General features: G+C 67.7%; 15 protein-coding genes and 1 tRNA gene. 1 reads left to right on the forward strand and 15 read right to left on the reverse strand.

All coding sequences use genetic code 11. The features are described from left to right. Positions 1-448: 448 nt before the first annotated feature. The 7 genes from pepQ to rph all read right to left on the reverse strand — a co-directional run bounded on the left by pepQ (position 449) and on the right by rph (position 7,695). Positions 449-1,780 (reverse strand): Xaa-Pro dipeptidase, encoded by a 1,332-nt coding sequence (gene pepQ, locus KXV01_RS14475; protein ID WP_263467883.1) that lies wholly within the window; start codon positions 1,778-1,780, stop codon positions 449-451. Between the two features lie 75 nt (positions 1,781-1,855). After that, entirely contained in the window at positions 1,856-2,230 is a 375-nt protein-coding gene (locus KXV01_RS14480) for a PilZ domain-containing protein (protein WP_005418979.1), read from the reverse strand. Continuing rightward, positions 2,227-4,506 carry a DUF1631 domain-containing protein gene (locus tag KXV01_RS14485; protein ID WP_263467884.1) on the reverse strand — a complete coding sequence of 760 codons (2,280 nt, stop codon included), beginning with the start codon at positions 4,504-4,506 and terminating at the stop codon, positions 2,227-2,229. Before KXV01_RS14485 ends, KXV01_RS14480 begins: the two co-directional genes overlap by 4 nt. A 201-nt stretch (positions 4,507-4,707) precedes the next feature. Further along, a complete protein-coding gene (gene hemW, locus KXV01_RS14490) occupies positions 4,708-5,934 on the reverse strand; it encodes a radical SAM family heme chaperone HemW (protein WP_241896268.1) in 1,227 nt (408 codons plus the stop codon). A 56-nt stretch (positions 5,935-5,990) separates the two neighbouring features. Next, complete coding sequence (rdgB, locus tag KXV01_RS14495) at positions 5,991-6,587, reverse strand: RdgB/HAM1 family non-canonical purine NTP pyrophosphatase (RefSeq protein WP_005410891.1); 597 nt, start codon at positions 6,585-6,587, stop codon at positions 5,991-5,993. Then, on the reverse strand, positions 6,584-6,973 hold the full coding sequence (locus tag KXV01_RS14500) for a VOC family protein (RefSeq protein ID WP_032956062.1): 390 nt from the start codon (positions 6,971-6,973) through the stop codon (positions 6,584-6,586). Before KXV01_RS14500 ends, rdgB begins: the two co-directional genes overlap by 4 nt. Further along, complete coding sequence (gene rph, locus KXV01_RS14505; RefSeq protein WP_263467885.1) at positions 6,970-7,695, reverse strand: ribonuclease PH; 726 nt, start codon at positions 7,693-7,695, stop codon at positions 6,970-6,972. The genes KXV01_RS14500 and rph overlap by 4 nt, the downstream gene beginning before the upstream one ends. 124 nt (positions 7,696-7,819) lie before the next feature. Between rph and KXV01_RS14510 the strand changes: the two genes are divergently transcribed. After that, positions 7,820-8,680 carry a YicC/YloC family endoribonuclease gene (locus KXV01_RS14510; protein ID WP_019661992.1) on the forward strand — a complete coding sequence of 287 codons (861 nt, stop codon included), beginning with the start codon at positions 7,820-7,822 and terminating at the stop codon, positions 8,678-8,680. A gap of 57 nt (positions 8,681-8,737) precedes the next feature. On the opposite strand, the gene selD is transcribed toward KXV01_RS14510, so the two are convergent. The 8 genes from selD to fdnG form a co-directional block, all read right to left on the reverse strand. Beyond that, positions 8,738-9,817 carry a selenide, water dikinase SelD gene (gene selD / locus KXV01_RS14515; protein WP_164284160.1) on the reverse strand — a complete coding sequence of 360 codons (1,080 nt, stop codon included), beginning with the start codon at positions 9,815-9,817 and terminating at the stop codon, positions 8,738-8,740. A gap of 26 nt (positions 9,818-9,843) precedes the next feature. Continuing rightward, positions 9,844-9,939, reverse strand: a tRNA-Sec gene (locus KXV01_RS14520). A gap of 24 nt (positions 9,940-9,963) precedes the next feature. Next, a complete protein-coding gene (selB, locus tag KXV01_RS14525) occupies positions 9,964-11,895 on the reverse strand; it encodes a selenocysteine-specific translation elongation factor (RefSeq protein ID WP_263467886.1) in 1,932 nt (643 codons plus the stop codon). Continuing rightward, positions 11,892-13,316: an L-seryl-tRNA(Sec) selenium transferase gene (selA, locus tag KXV01_RS14530; protein WP_164284148.1), complete on the reverse strand. Its 1,425-nt coding sequence runs from the start codon at positions 13,314-13,316 to the stop codon at positions 11,892-11,894. The genes selB and selA overlap by 4 nt, the downstream gene beginning before the upstream one ends. 3 nt (positions 13,317-13,319) lie before the next feature. Further along, positions 13,320-14,303 carry a formate dehydrogenase accessory protein FdhE gene (fdhE, locus tag KXV01_RS14535; RefSeq protein ID WP_111191245.1) on the reverse strand — a complete coding sequence of 328 codons (984 nt, stop codon included), beginning with the start codon at positions 14,301-14,303 and terminating at the stop codon, positions 13,320-13,322. 386 nt (positions 14,304-14,689) lie between these two features. Continuing rightward, positions 14,690-15,337 (reverse strand): formate dehydrogenase subunit gamma, encoded by a 648-nt coding sequence (locus KXV01_RS14540; RefSeq protein ID WP_164284146.1) that lies wholly within the window; start codon positions 15,335-15,337, stop codon positions 14,690-14,692. Continuing rightward, positions 15,334-16,251, reverse strand: coding sequence for a formate dehydrogenase subunit beta (gene fdxH / locus KXV01_RS14545; protein WP_049412770.1), 918 nt, complete (start codon positions 16,249-16,251; stop codon positions 15,334-15,336). Before fdxH ends, KXV01_RS14540 begins: the two co-directional genes overlap by 4 nt. A gap of 10 nt (positions 16,252-16,261) precedes the next feature. After that, on the reverse strand, positions 16,262-19,330 hold the full coding sequence (fdnG, locus tag KXV01_RS14550; protein WP_143566350.1) for a formate dehydrogenase-N subunit alpha: 3,069 nt from the start codon (positions 19,328-19,330) through the stop codon (positions 16,262-16,264). Positions 19,331-19,541 lie beyond the last annotated feature (211 nt).

Consider the following 19,541-nt stretch of genomic DNA (forward strand, 5'->3'; position numbering starts at 1 on the left):
GCCAAGCTACATGGCGATCGTCGAGATCCAGGCTTACACGGCGGCCCACGCCGGCTCTCGACACCTACGCTGCCAGATTCCGATCAGATAAGGCTTGGTCGCCGCATCCATGCGGCTCACACCCCGCAAACCCACAGTGCCCCGCCTTCGACAGGTTCACGCGGCTGTTGGTAACGGCGGTTGTTGGTTCGCGCGGCTGTTGGTAGGTGTCGACCTTGGTCGACACAGAGCGAGCGCAGCAAGCGACCCGCTTTTGCTTTTCTTTTTTCTTTTCCGTGGTTGGACGCGCGCAGGAAACTGTCAAAGGTGGGGCGGGTGGGCCATGCAGGGGCGTTGGCGCCATGGATGGCGCCATCGAGCTTACAGGGACGTACTTGCAGCGTCTCCTGCATGGCCCACCCGCCCCGCCAAGCGCGGCTATTGCTCCAAGCAGCCAACCACGAGGGGCTCAGCCGTTCGCTGCCGCAAACTCCGGCCGCGTCAGGTTGTCCGCCTCGCCCTCGGTGCACAGCACTTCGTCTTCGATGCGGATGCCGCCATACGGACGGAAGAAGTCCACGCGGTCCCAGTTGATCGCATCACCGTGGCCAGCGTCCTTCACTTCATTCAACAGCATGTCGATGAAGTACAGGCCCGGTTCGATGGTCACCACCATGCCCGGCTCCAGCACGCGGGTCAGGCGCAGGTACGGGTGGCCGGCCGGGCGCTCGATGCGGCCGCCTTCGTCGCTGGCCGCGAAACCGGCCACGTCGTGCACCTGCAGGCCGATCAGGTGGCCGATACCATGCGGGAAGAACGCGGCGCTGACGCCGGTCTCCAGCGCGGTCTGCGGCGACACCTTGATCACGCCGAACTCCTTCAGCACGCCCATCAGCGAAAGGTGCGCATCCACGTGCAGCTGCTTGTAGTCAAAGCCCGGGCGCACCGCTGCGCACATCCGCTGCTGGGCAGCGTCGACGGCGGCGATCATCGCCGCAAACTCGTCGTGGCCCTGCGCGGCGTAGGTACGGGTGATGTCGCTGGCGTAGCCGTGGGCACTGGCGCCGGCATCGATCAGGAAGCTGCGCAGCGGCTGCGGTGCCTTGCGGCCCAGCTCGGTGTAATGCAGCACGGCGGCATGTTCATTCAGCGCCACGATGTTGCCGTACGGCAGCTCGTTGGCATCCTGGCCGACCGCCTGGCAGTACGCCATGTGGATGCTGAACTCGTCGGCGCCATTGCGGAATGCGGCCTCGGCAGCGCGGTGGCCGCGCACGCCCAGCACCTGGGCCTGGCGCATCAGGGCGATCTCATACGGTGTCTTGCTGCCGCGGTGCCATTCCAGGTAGTTCACCACCGGGGCCGGGTTGTTCGGCACGTAGCTGCCCAGCGCGCTCTGCGGCTCGCCGAGGATCGCGCAGCGCGATGGATCGGCCGGCAGCAGCGCCAGCGCGTCTTCCGGCTTGCGGATGATGTGGATGTCGAAGTGATCCACCCACCAGCCGCTGGGGGCATCCGGCACCACGTGCCAGTAGTCGAAGGGCTGGTGGAAGATCACCGCCGGGCGCTTGCCGGGGGTGAACACCATCCAGCTGTTGGGCACGCGGGTCAGCGGCAACCAGGCCTTGAACTGCGGATTGACCGCGTACGGGTAGTCGCGATCATCGAACACCTGGTAGTGCAGGGTGCCACTGGGCACCACCAGGTGATCGAAGCCGCCGCGGGCCAGCGCCTGTTCGGCACGTCGGCACAGCACGGCCAGGTGGTCGGAATACAGGGCGCCGGGGTCTTGCTGGATCATTGCGGTGGCTCGACACGGAAAACGGCCCTAGATTCTGCCGCATACCGGGAAAAACCGCTGTGCTGGAACCGGCACTCAGGCCGTCGAAACCGGCCCCTCGTCGCTGTCTTCGCCCACCCACTGGCGCAGCAGCTGCCGATGCTCGCGCGACAGGGTCAGGAAGCGGAAGCCGGTCCAGCTCTGTCCGGGGGCGTGTGCGGGTTCGCTCCACAGCAGGTGCACGCCCACGTCGATGTCCTGGTGGCGGCCGTCGCCCAGCGGCAGGGGGAAGCGCAACTGGTACAGCGCATCCTCGCGCAACGGTGCGCTGGCCAGCATCAGCATGCCGGTTTCGGAGATATTGCCGAGCCGGCCCACCACGCTTTCGCGCATCTGGTCGGTGACCGGTACCAGGTCCGAGACCTGGCGGCGCGGCGCGCGGCGGGTGTCCTGCGGCGGTTGGGTGATCATGCGGAAGTCTCCTGCGTATGGCCGGCCGCCAGTGCACGCAATGCGCCAAGGCTGGCCTCCCAGGCACGGTCAACCAGCCGGGCCTTGTCCTCAGTGACCAGCTGCGCCTGGCCGGCACTGATCTGCCGGGCCAGCGTATCCAGGTCGGTATCGGCGATCTTCTGCCCGCGCGGATTGACCAGCAGGGCGTGGCCGGTCAGCAGGCTGTACCAGGACAGGCGCTGGCGGCGCAGTGTGCCATCGCCGGTATCGATGTCGAACCAGCTGCCGAAGGGCAGGGAGGACAGCTGCTGGTAAGCGGCTTCCTCGGCACTGCTGCGCGGTGTGGCGGGCGTCGTGCCGGCGGCCGTACCGGCGTGCTCGCCCAGGCGCGCGCGTGCCTTCAGGCGGGCACTGAGTTCGGTACGCGAGGTGCTCTCGTCCTCGCCGCCAGGCGTGGCCAGCCTGCGTGCGACGGCGGCGGCTTCCTCGGCGTGGTAGCCGACCTGCAGCAGGGCGGCCTCGACTTCGGCAGCAAGCGTTGCATCGGTGCCGCCGGGCGCATCAACGGGTTGCGCGGTGATGGTGGCAATGCGTTGGGTCTGCTGCAGGCGTTCCTGCCACTGCGGTGAATCGTCGCCGTGGCGCAGGCGGGTCAGGGTGAGGGCATCGGCCCAGGCCTGGCGCAGCAGGGTCTGCACGAAGCGGGGCGGCTCCTGCGCGTCGCAGCACTGGTCGATCTGTGCGCTGGCCTGGCGCCGGGCCAGTTCCAGCCGCTCCTTGCCGCGGGCGGCTTCCACATGGCGGCGCTCGGCCAGCTCGGCGCGATGCGCTGCGGCGCGCTGATGCTGCTGCACGTCCTCGTTCGCGCTGGCGAAGGCCTCCGGCGCCCGCGCATCCTGGCCCAGCAGGCCCTGCACGCTCTGTGCCATGCGCTGCAGCAACTGCGGGTCGACATCATCGTCGCCCAGCCAGTTGGCGCCGACTTCGGCAATCTGGTTGAGCAGTTCGCGCGCGGGGTGCTCGTCGCGCACGAAGAAGCCGGGGTCGGCCATCGCCGCACGTGCCAGTGGTACCTGCAGGCGCGCCAGCAGGGCGGCCGGCACCGGGTCCGGACGCTGCACCTGCTGCACCTGCTGCATCAGCATGCGCAGCAGGTCGAGGCTGTCACGGTCGTGGCTGCCCAGCTGGGCCTGCGTGCCATGCTCACTGCGCAGTTGCGCCACCACTGCCGCCTGCAGGTCGGCTACGCCGGTGGCGGCGCTGGACTGCGCCTGCAGGCGTGCGAGGACCGCATCCACGGCCGCGCTCGGCACAGCATCGCGATCCGCAGGTGCTGCGCTGGCATGGCGTGCCTGCTGCAGCAGCGCATGCAGCGCGCTGCCCGTGGAGGTGGTCAGGCCCGGCAAGGCCGCGCCGGCCGTGCTGTCATCCTGGAAAGCGTCCTGCACCAGGCTCGACCAGGAGCCGGCCGGTGCCGATCCGTTCCAGCCGGTCAGTGGCGCGGCGGCACGCTTTGCCGGCTGCGTGGTGCGACCACCGCCCACCGACTGGGTGATGATCCGCCGGGTGCTCGATGAACGCGCCAGATAGGGGGTGTAGACCAGGCCGGGCAGCACGCCGTGCTGGGCCAACAGGGCATTGGCACGGTCGAGGATGTCGCCCAGGCGTTCCAGCACCTGGCGTTCGAAGCTGCGGTACAGCGCCAGCTGAACGTCGACAGCGAGCGAATCCTGTTCGGCAATCCGGCGCAGCATGGCGCACAGTGCCTGCGGTGCCAGCGGCAGGGTGTCGGCCTCGAAGGCCGGTGCTGCCGCCAGTACGCCCAGGCGCTGGCCCAGCAGGTTCAGCGTGTTGGTCGAACGCAGCGTCTCCCGCCGCACCATCTCGGTCAGCAGCAGGTCGCGGTCCACTTCATGTTCATCGACCAGCGACAGCCCGAGCATTCCGGGAAGCGGCGGCGGCGTGGAACCGGTGCTGAAGTGGGCCGTGGGTTCGCGCAGCCGTATCAGCGCATCGGCCACGGCATCAAGCATGCGGTCAGCGAAATGACCGGAAAAGGCATGCAACTGGCCGCGCTGGGCCATCAACTCCGCCTGCAGCTGCGGATTGCGCGCGCGATCCGCGTCGTGCAGCAGCGTCTGCTCCAACGCTTCGACGGTCAGGATCAGCGGCGCGGCCAGCGTTTGCCGGCACAGGCCGATCAACGCGCCCAGCAGCTCACGCACCCGCGGTGGCAGGTCGCTGGCGGCCAGGCGGGTTTTGTCGGCAGAGGTAATGGAAAAGACAGCTGACATCGGCGAGCGGTACCCGGATTCCCGCGGATCGATCTTGTGAATCTACCGTGTCGGCCGCAGTCGGCGCTACTTTAGGGTGAACGTGTCTCACGTCCGCTGGGGAGGGACGACGGATGAGCGGTGGTGCCGGTCGCTGGCCGGCAGCGCTGTCTCCACCGGAGTACCGGCCAGCGGCCGGCGCTACCCGCTACGGCGGAAGGTTCAGTCCTCCAGGAACAGGCTCACCACGTCGTTGGTGAACCGGCGGCCCAGCTCGGTCGGCTGCACGTGGCCCTCCGCCACGTCCAGCCAGCCGCGCTGCACGGCCTCGGCCAGCGGCGCGTCCAGCACGCTGCGCGGCAGCCCGGTGCGCGACTCGAAATCGCGCAGGCCGAAACCTTCGTGCAGGCGCAGCAGGTTGAGCATGTACTCGAACGGCAGGCGCTCGGCTGCGATCACATCGTCACCACCGAACGAGGCCGGCGTGCCGGCGCTGTCCAGGTAGGCCTGCGGGTGCTTCAGTTTCCAGCGGCGCAGCACGTGTTCTTCGGCGCCCGAGCTGATCTTGCCGTGCGCACCGGCACCGATGCCCAGGTAATCGCCGAAGCGCCAGTAGTTCAGGTTGTGCGCACTCTGCCGGCCGGGGCGCGCGTAGGCGCTGACCTCGTACTGGCCGAAACCGGCCTGCGCCAGCAGCACCTGGCAGTGCTCCTGCATGTCCCAAGCGTTGTCTTCATCGGGAATGCCCTGCGGCGGACGCGCGAAGAACACCGTATTCGGTTCCAGGGTCAGCTGGTAGTGCGAGATATGGGCCGGTTGCAGTGCAAATGCACGTTCCAGATCGGCCTCGGCACCGGCCAGGGTCTGTTCCGGAAGCGCGTACATCAGGTCGATGTTGACGTTGTCGTAGCCCGCGTCCTGCGCCATCTTCACCGCGCGCTCGGCTTCGCCACTGTCGTGGATGCGGCCCAGGCGCTTGAGCATTGCATCGTCGAAACTCTGGATGCCGAAGCTGAGGCGGTTCACGCCGGCTGCGCGGTAGCGGTCGAAGCGGCCATGCTCGGCGGTGCCCGGGTTGGTCTCCAGGGTGATCTCGGCATTGGGTGCGAAGCGCAGGCGCGCGCTGGCCTGCTGCAGGAAACGATCGATCGCTTCCGGCGGGAACAGGCTGGGCGTACCGCCGCCGAAGAACACGCTGTGCACCACCCGGCCCCAGACCAGCGGCAGATCCTGGTCGAGATCGCGCAGCAGCGCATCGATGTAGGCATCGAACGGCAGCTCACCCTTGGCTTGGTGCGAGTTGAAATCGCAGTACGGGCACTTGCGCACGCACCACGGCAGGTGCACGTACAACGACAGCGGTGGTGGCACCAGTCGCGGCGGACTGGCGTGGCCAGCGGAGCAGGCTTCGCCCGGCAGGTGGTTGCAGTGGTCGTGGTCGTGCGGCATGGGCTTCTTCGGTAGTGCCGGCCGCTGGCCGGCTTCCCTGGTTCGATCGGGTGGCGTCAGTACAGCGTCGCCAGCTGCTGCTTGAGCTGCTGCAGGGCAATGGCACGGTGACTGATGGCATTCTTCAGTGCCGGCTCCATTTCCGCAGCGGTCAGGCCGTGGGTGGTATCCAGAAATACCGGGTTGTAGCCAAAACCGTTCGTGCCACGCAGTTCGCGGATGATCTGTCCTTCCCAGCGGCCTTCGCAGATCAGCGGCTGCGGATCGGTGGCGTGGCGCAGCAGCACGATCACCGCGTAGAAGCGGGCGCTGCGCTGGCCGTCGGGAATGTCGGCCATCGCGTCCAGCAGCTTGGCGTTGTTGGCCGCCGCATTGGTCGGGTGGCCGGCATAGCGCGCGCTGTACAGGCCGGGCGCGCCGCCGAGTGCGTCGACGATCAGGCCCGAATCATCGGCCAGTGCCGGCAGGCCGGTCGCTTCGCAGGCCGCGCGTGCCTTCAGCAGCGCATTCTCGACGAAGGTCAGGCCGGTCTCTTCCACGTCGCCCAGGCCCAGTTCGGCGGCCGAGGTGATCTGCAGCGGCAGGTCGGCGAGGATCTCCTGCATCTCCACCAGCTTGCCGGCGTTGTGGCTGGCCAGTACCAGTTTCTTCATTGACGGGGCTCCAGCAGGTCCCAGGTGTTGCCATAAAGATCGCGGAATACCGCGACCGTTGCATAGGGTTCTTCGCGCGGTGCTTCCAGGAACTCGACGCCGGCGGCCAGCATCGCTGCGTGGTCGCGGTGGAAGTCGTCGGTGTTGAGGAAGAAGGCAACGCGGCCACCGGTCTGGTTGCCGATGCGGCTGCGCTGTTCCTCGTCGCTGGCGCGTGCCAGCAGCAGGGCGGCGGCGCTGCCGTCGGTCGGGCCGACCACTACCCAGCGCTTGTGCCCCTGGTCGATGTCTTCGAGCAATGCGAAGCCGAGCTTGCCGGTGTACCAGGCAATGGCTTCGTCATAGTCGGCAACCACCAGGGTGGTCAGGGCGATGCGCCGGTTCATGCCGACAGCGCCGCCTGCTGTGCGGCCAGCAGCTCGGCCACGCCCTTCTCGGCCAGGCCCAGCAGCGCGTCCAGTTCATCGCGACGGAAGGCGTGGCCTTCGGCGGTGCCCTGCAGCTCGATGAAGCCGCCACCGTCGTTCATCACCACGTTCATGTCGGTGTCGCAGTCGCTGTCTTCGGCGTAGTCCAGGTCCAGCACCGGGGTGCCGCGGTACACGCCTACCGACACTGCTGCAACTGCGCCCAGGACCGGGTTGCGCTTGATGTCGCCACGCTTCATCAGCACGTTCACCGCATCGATCAGGGCCACATAGGCGCCGGTGATGGCGGCGGTGCGGGTGCCACCGTCGGCCTGCAGCACGTCGCAGTCCAGGGTGATGGTGCGTTCGCCCAGCGCATTGCGGTCCACGCAGGCACGCAGGCTGCGGCCGATCAGGCGCTGGATCTCCAGCGTGCGACCGCCCTGCTTGCCACGGGCCGCTTCGCGGTCGCTGCGGGTGTGGGTGGCGCGCGGCAGCATGCCGTACTCGGCCGTCACCCAGCCTTCGCCCTTGCCGCGCAGGAACCCCGGCACGCGGTTCTCGACGCTGGCGGTGCACAGCACGCGGGTTTCACCGAAGCACACCAGCACCGAACCTTCGGCGTGGCGGGTGAAGCCGCGTTGGATGACGACCGGGCGGAGCTGGTCGGGCTGGCGGCCGCTGGGGCGGGAATCGGACATGGTGCGGGTTCCGTAATGGCAAGGGAGTACGCCGCCACGCCCGCGGCCTTCACGGGGCGGGCAAGGGGGCTCTGGTGAGGGCGCTAGGGTACCATTCCCCCTTTGCACGCACCGGACACATTCCATGATTCGAAGCATGACCGCCTATGCCGGCGGCGAGCGGGTCACCCCGTGGGGCACGCTGGGCTGCGAGCTGCGCTCGGTCAACCACCGCTTCCTGGAGGTCGGCACCCGCCTGCCCGAGGAACTGCGGGCGCTGGAACCGCAGCTGCGCGAGCGCATCGCCGCGCGCCTGAGCCGTGGCAAGCTGGATCTGGTGATGCGCCTGCGTGCGCCGGAAGCCGCCGCCAACCTGCAGGTGGACGAGGCCCTGCTGGGCCAGTTGGGCCGCCTGGCGCACCGCCTGACCTCCGATTTTCCCAACCTGCAGGTCAGCTTCACCGACCTGCTGCAGCTGCCCGGCGTGACCCGCGGCGAGGCCACCGATGCGGCCGCCCTGCAGGTCGAGGCGCTGGCCCTGCTCGACCAGGTACTGGACGGCTTCGTCGAGGCGCGTGAACGCGAAGGCGGCAAGTTGTCGGCGGCCATCAGTGAGCGCGTGGACGGCATCGAACGCATTGCCACCGAAGTGCGCACCTTGATTCCGGCCATTCGCGACGGCCAGCGCGCCAAGCTGGCCGCCCGCCTGGCTGACCTGCCGCACCCGGTCGACCCTGGTCGTGCCGAACAGGAGCTGGTGCTGTGGCTGCAGAAGCTGGACGTGGATGAGGAGCTGGACCGCCTCGGCAGCCACATCGTCGAGATCCGCCGCGTGCTCAAGCAGCGCGAGCCGGTCGGCCGCCGCCTGGACTTCCTGCTGCAGGAGTTCAACCGCGAAGCCAATACGCTGGGCTCGAAGTCGGTGGACAGCCGTACGTCCAATGCGGCGGTCGAGCTTAAGGTGCTGATCGACCAGATCCGCGAACAGGTGCAGAACATCGAGTGATGTTGCATCCGGCAACAGCGCAGGGGCGCCTCCGGGCGCCCTTGTCGTTTCAACGCATCAGCGCACGCTGACGCCCGGCGCGCCTTCGGCCAACCGTCCCACCACGGTCGCCTGGCCGAACCCGGCGTCGTGGAAGCAGGCCAGCACCGCATCCACTGCCTCCGGGGCACAGGACACCAAGAGCCCGCCACTGGTCTGCGGATCGGTCAGCAGTGGCTGCCAGTGGGCGGCCAAGCCCTCGGCGAAGTGAACTTCGGCGCCATACGAGGCCCAGTTGCGATTGGAGGCGCCGGTTACGCAGCCGCGTTGCAGCAGGTCCAGGGACTGCGGCAGCAGCGGGATCTGCGCGCTGTCCACTTCGGCGGCAACGCCACTGGCGCGACACACTTCCAGCAGGTGGCCGAGCAGGCCGAAACCGGTGACGTCGGTCATCGCGTGCACACCGTCCAGCGCGGCCAGCGGCACGCCCACGGTATTCAGGCGGGTGGCCGACGCGATCATCTGCTGGTAGCCCTCGGCATCCAGCACTTCTTTCTTCAGCGCCGACGAATACACGCCCACGCCCAGGGGCTTGCCCAGCACCAGCACATCACCGGCGCGGGCATCGGCATTGCGCCTGAGCCGCTGCGGGTCGAGCACGCCGATCGCGGCCAGGCCATAGATGGGTTCCACCGAATCGATGCTGTGGCCTCCAGCGACCACGATGCCGGCATCGGCGCAGGCACGCTCGCCGCCCTGCAGGATGCCGCGGATGGTCTCCTGCGGCAGCGTGTTGATCGGCATGCCGACGATGGCCAGCGCGAACAATGGGCGTGCGCCCATCGCGTACAGGTCCGACAGCGCGTTGGTGGCGGCGATGCGGCCGAAGTCGAACGGGTCGTCCACAATCGGCATGAAGAAATCGGTGGTGGCGACGATTGCCTGGCGATCATCGAGGCGGTACACCGCGGCGTCGTCGCTGGTCTCGCGGCCGACCAGCAGTTCGGCCGGCGCAGCCAGCGCGGGAACGCCGCGCAGCAGTTCGCTCAGCACGCCCGGCGCGATCTTGCAGCCGCAGCCGCCGCCATGTGCCAGCGAGGTCAGTCGTTGCGGGGTATCGGCCGTTGAAGGGGCGGGGGACTGCACGTGCGTGGCCATGCCGACATCTCCTGCGGAAACACCAATGGCGGAAGGCAGCAGGAGTCGAACCTACCAGGGAACGATCGACGCCCCCTACTGGGTTTGAAGCCCAGCCGCATGCCCGGATGCGCATGCCTTCCGAAAGTACGGCGGCACCGGTGGGCTCAGTCGCGGGCTGCGTTCCACTGCAGGTCGCCGCGCGGCCGATGCTGGTCACCGACGCGTCGAGTGTAGCCAACGCGGTTGAAGAACTCCAAGATCTGGATGCTGCGCTTGCGGCCCAGGCCGATGGCATCGCGGAAGGTGGCCGCATCCACCGTGCCGGTGGCCTGCGACAGCTGCGCGACGATCGCGGCCAGCTCGGCAATGCGGGCCGGTGCATAGAACAGGTCCGGCACCACCTGGAACAGTTCGCCACGCGCGGTGGCGCGGCGCAGGACGGCGCGGACCTCGTCTTCGGCCAGGCCGAAGTCGGTGGCCAGGGTACGCACCCACGGCGGATCGAAACCACCGGCGTGCAGGTGCGGGAGCGCGCGTTCCAGCAGCAGGCGTTCACGCTCCGGCGGCGCATGGTCGTGACCGGGCAGGCGCCACCACGCGCCCACGCGCTGCAGCGTGCCGTCGGCCAGCAGGTCCTGCAGCAGCGCATTCCAGAGCCCCGTCGCAAGCGTGGGCAGGGTGCTGCGTTGCAGGCGCCCGCTGTCGACACCAGGTTCGTCCGGCCGTCGCTCGTGCCAGCTGCGCAGTGAGGCAGTTACCTGCTCGCGCAGCGCCTGCCAGTGCGAGGCGAGGATGACCACCGTGTCTTCCCGGGTGACGATGCGTCGTGTGTCTGCAGGAAGATCGATCCGGTCGGCCGCGCGCCGGCAGTAGCGTTGCAGGGCGGCCATGGCTATGCCGAAGGAAGCCTGCTGCAACAGCGGGCCGGTTCCCGCCCCTGCCGCCAGCTGCTCCAGTGCGCCCAGCCAGGCGAGCCGTGCCGGGCTGCGCCGGCGCCGCTGTGGCGGGTCCGGATCGAGCACGATGCCACCGCCCAGCGTGCGGATCGCCGCTGAATCACGGGCGATGAAGCGATCACCACACATCGCGCAGACCGGGGCATCGAACACCAGCTGCACCAACTGCCCATCGCCGTGATCGTCGTCCTCCAGCAGCACCACATGGGCCTGCCGGTGCATCGTGCCCCAGTGGATGTGCAGCGGCGCCCAGTCGCGCAACGGTGCGGCCAGTGGGGAAAGCCGCAGGCGTACGTCGACGCGACGGGTCGCCCGTAGCGCACGTGGATCGGCGATCCAGTCGCCGCGGTGGATGTCGTCGCGGGCGATGGCGGCCAGGTTCAACGCGCAGCGCTGCCCGGCCATGGCGAGTTCGCTGGGCTGGTTCTGCGCGTGGATGCTGCGTACGCGCACGTCCGTGGCGGCCGGCATCAGCTGCAGATGCTCACCCGCGGCAGCGGTGCCGCCGTGTACTGCGCCGGTCACCAGCGTACCGTGGCCGGCCAGCGAGAACACGCGGTCCACCGGCATGCGGAACAGCTCGCTGCGCAGTTCGGCCTGGCGCATGCTGGCGTCGTCCGACGCCCACGCGTGCAGCTGGGTACGCAACGCGTTGATGCCGGCATCATCGGGCGCCGTACTGTTGCAGGCGAATACGGGGGAATCCTGCAGCGGCGTGCCGGCCAGCAGCGCGGCGATCTCGATCTCGACCCGGGCGATGCGTGCAGCTTCCACGCGGTCGATCTTGGTCAAGGCCACTACGCCGCGGTCCACGCCCAGCAGCTGCAGGATCGCCAGGTGCTCGAGGGTCTGCGGCATTACACCGTCGTCGGCGGCGATCACCAGCAGGGCGACATCGATGCCGGTGGCGCCAGCCACCATCGTATGCACGAAGCGTTCATGGCCCGGCACGTCGACGAAGCCCAGCGTCGACTCGGCATTCCCGCCGCCTGTGTTCTCCACCTGGACATAGGCATAGCCCAGCTCGATGGAGATGCCGCGCGTGCGTTCTTCCTGCAGGCGATCGGTTTCGATGCCGGTCAGTGCGCGCACCAGGCTGGTCTTGCCATGGTCGATATGCCCGGCGGTGCCGACGATCATGCCTGCAGCGTGCTCCATTGCGCGAGGAAGGCGGCTTCGTCGGTGGGTTCCAGGCAGCGCAGGTCCAGCCAAAGCGCGTCATCGGCAATGCGGCCCAGCACCGGCCGCGGCAGCTGGCGCAAGCGCTTGGCCAGGCGATCCAGCCCGCCGCGACGCGCTGAGGTGATGCGCAGGCCGGCACTGCCCAGCTGCGCCTGCGGCTGGGCACCGCTGCCGATCTGGCTGTACATCGAGGCCGGTTCAAGCGCGTAGTCGGACGCCAGCGACGCGCGCATCGGCTGCAGCAGGCGTTGTGCCTGCTCGTCGATGTCATCCCGCAGGCGCGAAAGGCTGCGCAGGGTCGGCAGCCGCAATGCCAGCAGTTCCGGTTCGCGGTACAGGGCCAGCACGGCTTCCAGTGCGGCCAGGCCCATCTTGTCCATGCGCAGCGCACGCTTGAGCGGGTTGCGGTTGATCCGCGCGATCAGGTCGGCGCGGCCGGCGATGATCCCGGCCTGGGGGCCGCCCAGCAGTTTGTCGCCACTGAACGAGACCAGATCGGCGCCGGCCGCCAGTGCTTCCTGCACGGTGGGCTCGTGCGGCAGGCCGAAGGCCGCCAGATCGCACAGGCTGCCACTGCCCAGGTCCACCACCAGCGGCAGGCCGTGCTCGTGCGCGATCGCAGCCATTGCCGCAGTGTCGACCTTGGCAGTGAAGCCGGTAATCGCGTAGTTGCTGGCATGCACTTCCATCAGCAACGCGGTACGTGCGCCGATGGCATGGGCGAAGTCGGCCGGGTGGGTGCGGTTGGTGGTGCCCACTTCCAGCAGCCGCGTGCCGGCGCTGCGCATCACATCGGGAATGCGGAAGGCGCCGCCGATCTCCACCAGTTCGCCGCGCGAGACGACCACCTCGCGGCGGTTGGCCAGGCTGTTGAGCAGCAGCAGGACCGCCGCCGCATTGTTGTTGACCACGGTGGCGGCTTCGGCGCCCGTCAGTTCGCAGACCAGCGTCTGCACCCGTGCATCGCGGTCGCCGCGGCGGCCGCGGGTGATGTCGAATTCCAGATCGACCGGCGCTGTCATTGCGCGGGTGACCGCCTGCACGGCGACATCGGGCAACAGGGCGCGGCCCAGGTTGGTGTGCAGCACGGTGCCGGTCAGGTTGAACACCGGCTGCAGGTCCAGCCGTGCATCGGCAGCCAGTGCGGCGTCGAGCGCCGCGACCAGCGACGGGCCGTTGATGGCCTGTTCGAGGCGTTCGGCCGAGAGCTGCGCGGCGCTGATGCGGTCGCGTAGTTCCTGCACGTGCGAGCGCAGCAGTTGGGTGATGCGGCTGCGGCCGTGGCGTTCGATCATGGCTGACAACGCAGGCAGGCGCAGCAGCCGGTCCAGCGAAGGCAGGGCGGCGGCCGATACCGGCGTGGCGTGCGTGCGTGGCATCGGTCAGTCGCCGTCGGATTGCCACAGCAGAGGATTCTGGCTGGCACGCGCATAGCCTTCCTCGGCCAGCAGCAGATCCAGCGCCAGCGTGCCGAGGTCATCGGCCACCGGCTCCAGTGACGGATCCTTCTCCAGGTACAGGATCTTGCGATAGCTGCGGCAGTGGTCGCAGGTCTCGGCGCGCACCGCGCTTTCGCGCACCGCCTCGCCGCTGTCGCCGTCCACCTCGGCCAGGGCGCGATAGGCAATGTCCTTGCCGGCGGCGCCGCACTGGCTGCACTGCACGCGCACGTAATGCCACTGGCAGGCACACAGCGAGCACGACAGGTAGCGATAGGCGGCGTAGGGCGGGCGCGCCTGCACCACGCTGGCCACTGGCAGCGTGCCACAGAGCGGGCACAGGCCTGGCGCATCGGCCAGCGGCTTCAGGTCGGTCGGATGGAAGCTGGCGGCGAGCACCGCCCAGTACACCTGCAGCGCGTTCATCACCAGCAGCGCGGCGACGGCGTCGACCGAGGGCGCGTCATCGCGTTCCAGCACCGCATGCGCCTGTGCATCCAACCACGCATCATCAGCAGCCGCGACGCGTTGCAGCTCCTGCCGGGTTTCCGCCGGTAGGCCCGTTTCGTCGGCACAGTGCTGGCACAGCGTGCGCAGCCAGTCGCGCCAGCGTCCATCCAGCTGCAGTGTGTTGGCCGGCCGCAACGGCATGCCGGCACCGGCCGCCGCACTCGACTGCTGCGCACGCGCCTGTGCCTGCAGTTGCTCACGTTGCTGCGCTGTCAACATCTCCAGCAGCGCCTGCTGGGCATCAGCGAGCGCCGCCAGCAGCTGCAGGTAACCGCCGATGGCACTATGCGCGGCCAGGCTGCGCAGGCGCTTGGCGCGCTCGGCGAACAGCGACGTGATATCGGGCAGGATGATGCGCGGTACATCGCGCGAGGCCAGCGTTTCGATCTCACCGGGTTCAAGGATGCGTTGCGCCATGCAGGGCCAGCCAGAAGAACCAGGCTCCATCCTCGCTGTTGTCGGCGTCGGCGTCCAGCGTGTTCAAGCAACGCAGTCGAGCAAAACAGTCGAGTATGGCTTGACTCTACAAAATCCGGTTTCTGTCGTTGCCATGTTCATCGTGTCGACCAAGGTCGACACCCACCAAGAGCAGCTCATGCCATTCCGACAGCAGCGGGAAACTGTCGAAGGCGGAGTGGGTCCGGTTGCGGGGGTGTCCGCGGCATGGATGCCGCGGACAAGCCCCCAAGGACGGGTTTACGGCGTCCCCCGCAACCGGACCCACCCCGCCACCCCTCAGGAAGCCCGCTCTTGACGTTGACGTTGACGTTGCCTCTGCGGGTGCAGGGCCGCAGGCCCTGCCGCTAACCCTGTTCCCGGCGCCCGCGCAGGATGTCGCGGAACCACTGCCGGTGGTGCTTGTACGCCCAGCCATAGGTCACCTTGCCCTGGGTCATCGCCCGCACCGAGCCCTTGATCCAGAGCGCCGCATAGATGTGCACCACGATCGCACACACCAGTACCCAGCCGAACAGCGCATGGGCGAGGACCGAGAAGCGGATCACTCCGATCGGGAAGAAGTGGCTGAAATACTGCCGCCAGATCACGAAGCCGGTCAGAAGCAGCGCCGACAGGCAGCCGATGATGGCCCAGAACAGCAGTTTCTGGCCGGCATTGAAGCGGCCCACCGGCGGCAGCTTCTCATCTTCGTTGCGCAGTACATCGCGCATGCCACGCATCCACGCGCGGTCATCGGCGGTCGGCAGGTTGTCACGCCACATGCGGATCGCCAGCAATGTGAAACCCACCACCATGGCCAGGCCGATGAACGGATGCAGGATGCGCGTCCACGGGCCGCCACCAAACAGCTGGGTCAACGGGAACAGGGCAGGGTGGAACAGCGCCAGCCCGGACAGCGCGGTCAGCACGAAGCAGATCGCCACGATCCAGTGATTGATGCGGGTCGGCGCGCGGTAACGGATGATCTGCCGCGGGTGCGGGGCGTACTTCATGGCCGCTGCTCCTCTTCGATCTTCTTCGCTTCGTGTTCGGCGGCCTCTTCTTCCTCGTCATTGACCGTGTTGCGGCCGATGCCGATGTAATGCAGGAACCCAGCAAAGGCCGTGGCGGCGATCGCCAGCACGCCCAGCGGCTTGGCGACGCCCTTCCAGACTTCCACCATCGGGCTGATGCGCGGGTCCTTGGGCAGGTCGGCGTAGAGCTCGGGCTTGTCCACATGCTGCAGCACGTACATCACATGGGTACCGCCGACGCCCTGCGGGTCGTACAGGCCGGCGTTCTCGTAGCCTCGCGACTTCAGGTCTTCGACGCGGCCGGCGGCATGCTCGGTCATCGCCTGCTTGCTGCCGAAGGTGATCGCCCCGGTCGGGCAGGTCTTCACGCAGGCCGGCTCCTGGCCGACCGCCACCCGGTCCGAACACAACGTGCACTTGTACGCCTTGTGGTCCTTCTTGGAGATGCGCGGTACATCGAACGGGCAGCCGGTCACGCAGTAGCCGCAGCCGATGCAGTTCTCTTCCTGGAAGTCGACGATGCCGTTTGCATACTGGATGATTGCGCCCGGCGACGGGCAGGCCTTCAGGCAGCCCGGGTCGCTGCAGTGCATGCAGCCCTCCTTGCGGATCAGCCACTCCAGCTTGCCCTTCTCGTCCTCGTACTCGCGGAATTTCATCACCGTCCACGACTGGTCACTCAGGTCGGGCGGGTTGTCATAGCTGCCGACGCAGCTGCCGACCTCGTCGCGCAGGTCGTTCCACTCCATGCAGGCGACTTGGCAGGCCTTGCAGCCGATGCACTTGCTCACATCGATCAATTTGGCGACCTGGCCGGTGTGCGCACCGCGCGCCTCCGGCGAGGGCGTGGTGGTGGCCGAGCGGCGGATGATGTCCAGCGATTGCAGTGACATGGCGTGTCTCCTACACCTTCTCGACCTTGACCAGGATGCACTTCGACTCGGGCGTCTGCGAGTTGCCGTCACCGATGGCATTGGTCAGCGTATTGGCGATGTAGCCGGGCTTGGCCGCACCGAGGAAGCCCCAGTGGATCGGTACGCCCACCTGGTGCACGGTCTTTCCATCGATCTGCAGGGCCTTGATCCGCTTGGTCACCATCGCAACGGCTTCGATATGCCCGCGCTTGGAACTCACGCGCACGCGGCTGCCGTTGTTGATGCCCAGCTCGTCGGCCAATGCCGCGCCGATCTCGACGAACTGCTCGGGCTGGATGATGGCGTTGAGCTTGCCGTGCTTGGTCCAGAAGTGGAAATGCTCGGTCAGGCGGTAGGTGGTGGCCACATGCGGGAACTCGTCCGGCGAACCGATCTGGGCACGGTCGCTGGCGAACACGCGTGCCGCCGGGTTGTTCAGCGTCAGGGCCTGGCCGGGGCTGAGCGGGTTGCTGCGCAGCGGGGTATCGAACGGTTCGTAGTGCTCCGGGAACGGTCCCTCGGCCATGCCGGCCTTGGCGAAGAAGCGGGCGATGCCCTCCGGGTTCATGATGAACGGACCCATGCCACCGGCGGGATCTTCGTCGGCCTTGAAGTCCGGCACATCCACATTGCCCCAGTTCTTCCCGTTCCAGGCCAGCAGCGTGCGGCGCGGATCGAACGGCTGGCCGGCCACGTCGCACGAGGCGCGGTTGTACATCACGCGGCGGTTGGCCGGCCACGCCCAGGCCCAGCCCAGGGTGTTGCCGATGCCGGTCGGGTCACTGTTGTCACGCCGCGCCATCATGTTGCCGGTCGGGCCCCAGGCGCCGATGTAGATCCAGCAGCCGGAGGCGGTGCTGCCGTCGTCGCGCAGGTCGCCGAACGTCGCCAGCTGCTCGCCGGCCTTGCGCACCAGCCTGGTCGGATCCTTCGGATCGAACACGTCCGTCAGCGCCTTGCCGTTGTACTCCATCGCCAGCTCTTCAGGCGTCGGCACTTCAGGGTTGGCATAGTTCCAGGCCAGGTCGCGCACCGGCTCCCACCACGCACCGCCGTCCTTCTCGTACATCGCCTTGATGCGATGGAACAGCTCGGACATGATCTCGATGTCGCTGCGCGCTTCGCCTGGCGGATTGGCCCCCTTCCAGTGCCACTGCAGCCAGCGCGAGGAATTCACCACCGCACCGTTCTCCTCGGCGAAGGACGTGGTCGGCAGGCGGAACACCTCGGTCTGGATCGTGCTCGGGTCGACGTCGTTCAGTGCGCCGTGGTTCTGCCAGAAGGCGATGGTCTCGGTTTCCAGCGGATCCATGCTGACCATGAACTTCAGCTTGGAGAACGCGCTGATCAGCTTGCCCTTGTTCGGCGCCGAGGCCAGGGGGTTGAAGCCCTGGCAGATGTAGCCATGGATCTTGCCCTCGTTCATCAGCTCGTACGCCTGCAGCATGTCGTACGGCTTGTCGAGCTTGGGCAGGTAATCGAAGCACCAGTTGTTGTCGGCGGTGGCAGCATCGCCCCACCACGATTTCATCAGGCTGACGTGGAACTTCGGGTAGTTCTGCCAGAACGACATCTGGTTGGCGCGCAGGGGCTTCTGCGTGCGCTTGGCGATGTACGCGTTGTAGTCCTGCTCATCCTGTTTCGGCAGCGTCAGGTAGCCGGGCAGCAGGTCGGACATCAGGCCGATGTCGGTCAGGCCCTGGATGTTGGAGTGCCCGCGCAGCGCGTTCATGCCACCACCGGCCACGCCGATGTTGCCCAGCAGCAGCTGCACCATGGTGCCGGCACGCACGTTCTGCGCGCCGATCGAGTGCTGCGTCCAGCCCAGCGCGTACAGGATGGTCATCGCCTTGTCCTTGCCGGCGGTGGACGCGATCATGTCCCACACCTGGCGGATGCTGTCGGCCGGCGTGCCGCAGATGCGCTCGACCATCTCCACGGTGTAGCGCGCGTAGTGTTGTTTCAGCAGGTTGTAGACGCAGCGCGGGTCCTTCAGCGTCGGGTCGCTGCGCACGAAGCCATCGTCACCGTAGGCGTAGTCCCAGCTGGAGCGGTCGTAGCTGCGCTTCTCCTCGTTGTAGCCCGAATACAGGCCGTCCTTGAAGGCGAATTCGTCCTTCACCAGGAACGACATGTCGGTGTAGTTCAGCACGTACTCGTGCTGGATGCGGTCCTCGGTCAGCAGGTAGTTGATCAGGCCGCCCAGGAATACGATATCGGTACCGGTGCGGATCGGCGCGTACACGTCGGCCACCGCAGCCGAGCGGTTGAAGCGCGGGTCGACAACGATCAGCCGGGCCTTGTTGTGGGCCTTGGCCTCGGTCACCCATTTGAACCCGCACGGATGCGCCTCGGCGGCATTGCCACCCATGATCAGGATCAGGTCGGCATTCTTGATGTCGACCCAGTGGTTCGTCATCGCACCACGGCCTAGCGTCGGGGCAAGACCTGCCACCGTCGGGCCGTGTCAGACACGTGCCTGGTTGTCGAATGCCAGCATGCCCAGGGAGCGGACGACCTTGTGGGTCAGCACCGCGGTCTCGTTGCTGGTGGCCGAGGCCGCCAGCATGCCGGTGGTCAGCCAGCGGTTGACCGTCTGCCCGGCCTCGTTCTTCTGCACGAAGTTGGCGTCGCGGTCTTCCTTCATCAGCCGCGCGATGCGATCCAGCGCATCGTCCCAGCTCAGCCGCTTCCACTCGTTGGAGCCCGGCGCGCGGTACTCGGGGTAGAGCAGGCGCGACTTGCTGTGGATGATGTCGGCCAGGCCGGCACCCTTCGGGCACAGCGTGCCGCGGTTGACCGGATGGTCCGGGTCGCCCTCGATGTGGAAAATGCTCGGCTCGGCGTTCTTGGCGCCATCGCCGAGGCTGTACATCAGGATGCCGCAGGCCACCGAACAGTAGGTACAGGTGTTGCGGGTCTCGGTCGCGCGGGTCAGCTTGTATTGCCTGACCTCCGCGAGCGCGATGCCGGGCGCGAAGCCCATCAGTGCCAGGCTGGAGCCGACCAGGGTTGTCCCGGTCACTTTCAGGAACTGGCGGCGGCTCATCGATGGCATGCCGTTCTCCTGGGATGGCGGGGAGGCACGGGCCTCCGGGCTGTCGTTGGGTACGGCCCGGTTATAGCACAGGCCCCCGGATGCCCATGTGGCACAAGGCCCGGCGCCTGCCGGGCGGGCGCGCAAACGGGCGCCTCTGGTAAAGTTGCGTGCCCGCACCCCGGGGAAGCGTCTGCCGGGCCTGGTTCCAGGATGTTCCGCGCAGCCCCCG

The organism is Stenotrophomonas sp. Ps181 (genome assembly GCF_025697425.1).
Classification (GTDB): Bacteria; Pseudomonadota; Gammaproteobacteria; order Xanthomonadales; family Xanthomonadaceae; genus Stenotrophomonas; species Stenotrophomonas sepilia.

Coding starts and splice junctions, on each gene's coding strand:
- fdhE (WP_111191245.1), bottom strand. CDS start 14,303: ATGGCGCAACGCATCCTTGAACCCGGTGAGATCGAAACGCTGGCCTCG.
- hemW (WP_241896268.1), bottom strand. CDS start 5,934: ATGCCGCACGACCACGACCACTGCAACCACCTGCCGGGCGAAGCCTGC.
- selB (WP_263467886.1), bottom strand. CDS start 11,895: ATGATCGTCGGCACCGCCGGGCATATCGACCATGGCAAGACCAGCCTG.
- KXV01_RS14480 (WP_005418979.1), bottom strand. CDS start 2,230: ATGATCACCCAACCGCCGCAGGACACCCGCCGCGCGCCGCGCCGCCAG.
- KXV01_RS14510 (WP_019661992.1), top strand. CDS start 7,820: ATGATTCGAAGCATGACCGCCTATGCCGGCGGCGAGCGGGTCACCCCG.
- rdgB (WP_005410891.1), bottom strand. CDS start 6,587: ATGAAGAAACTGGTACTGGCCAGCCACAACGCCGGCAAGCTGGTGGAG.
- KXV01_RS14500 (WP_032956062.1), bottom strand. CDS start 6,973: ATGAACCGGCGCATCGCCCTGACCACCCTGGTGGTTGCCGACTATGAC.
- rph (WP_263467885.1), bottom strand. CDS start 7,695: ATGTCCGATTCCCGCCCCAGCGGCCGCCAGCCCGACCAGCTCCGCCCG.
- KXV01_RS14485 (WP_263467884.1), bottom strand. CDS start 4,506: ATGTCAGCTGTCTTTTCCATTACCTCTGCCGACAAAACCCGCCTGGCC.
- selD (WP_164284160.1), bottom strand. CDS start 9,817: ATGGCCACGCACGTGCAGTCCCCCGCCCCTTCAACGGCCGATACCCCG.
- KXV01_RS14540 (WP_164284146.1), bottom strand. CDS start 15,337: ATGAAGTACGCCCCGCACCCGCGGCAGATCATCCGTTACCGCGCGCCG.
- fdxH (WP_049412770.1), bottom strand. CDS start 16,251: ATGTCACTGCAATCGCTGGACATCATCCGCCGCTCGGCCACCACCACG.
- selA (WP_164284148.1), bottom strand. CDS start 13,316: ATGCCACGCACGCACGCCACGCCGGTATCGGCCGCCGCCCTGCCTTCG.
- pepQ (WP_263467883.1), bottom strand. CDS start 1,780: ATGATCCAGCAAGACCCCGGCGCCCTGTATTCCGACCACCTGGCCGTG.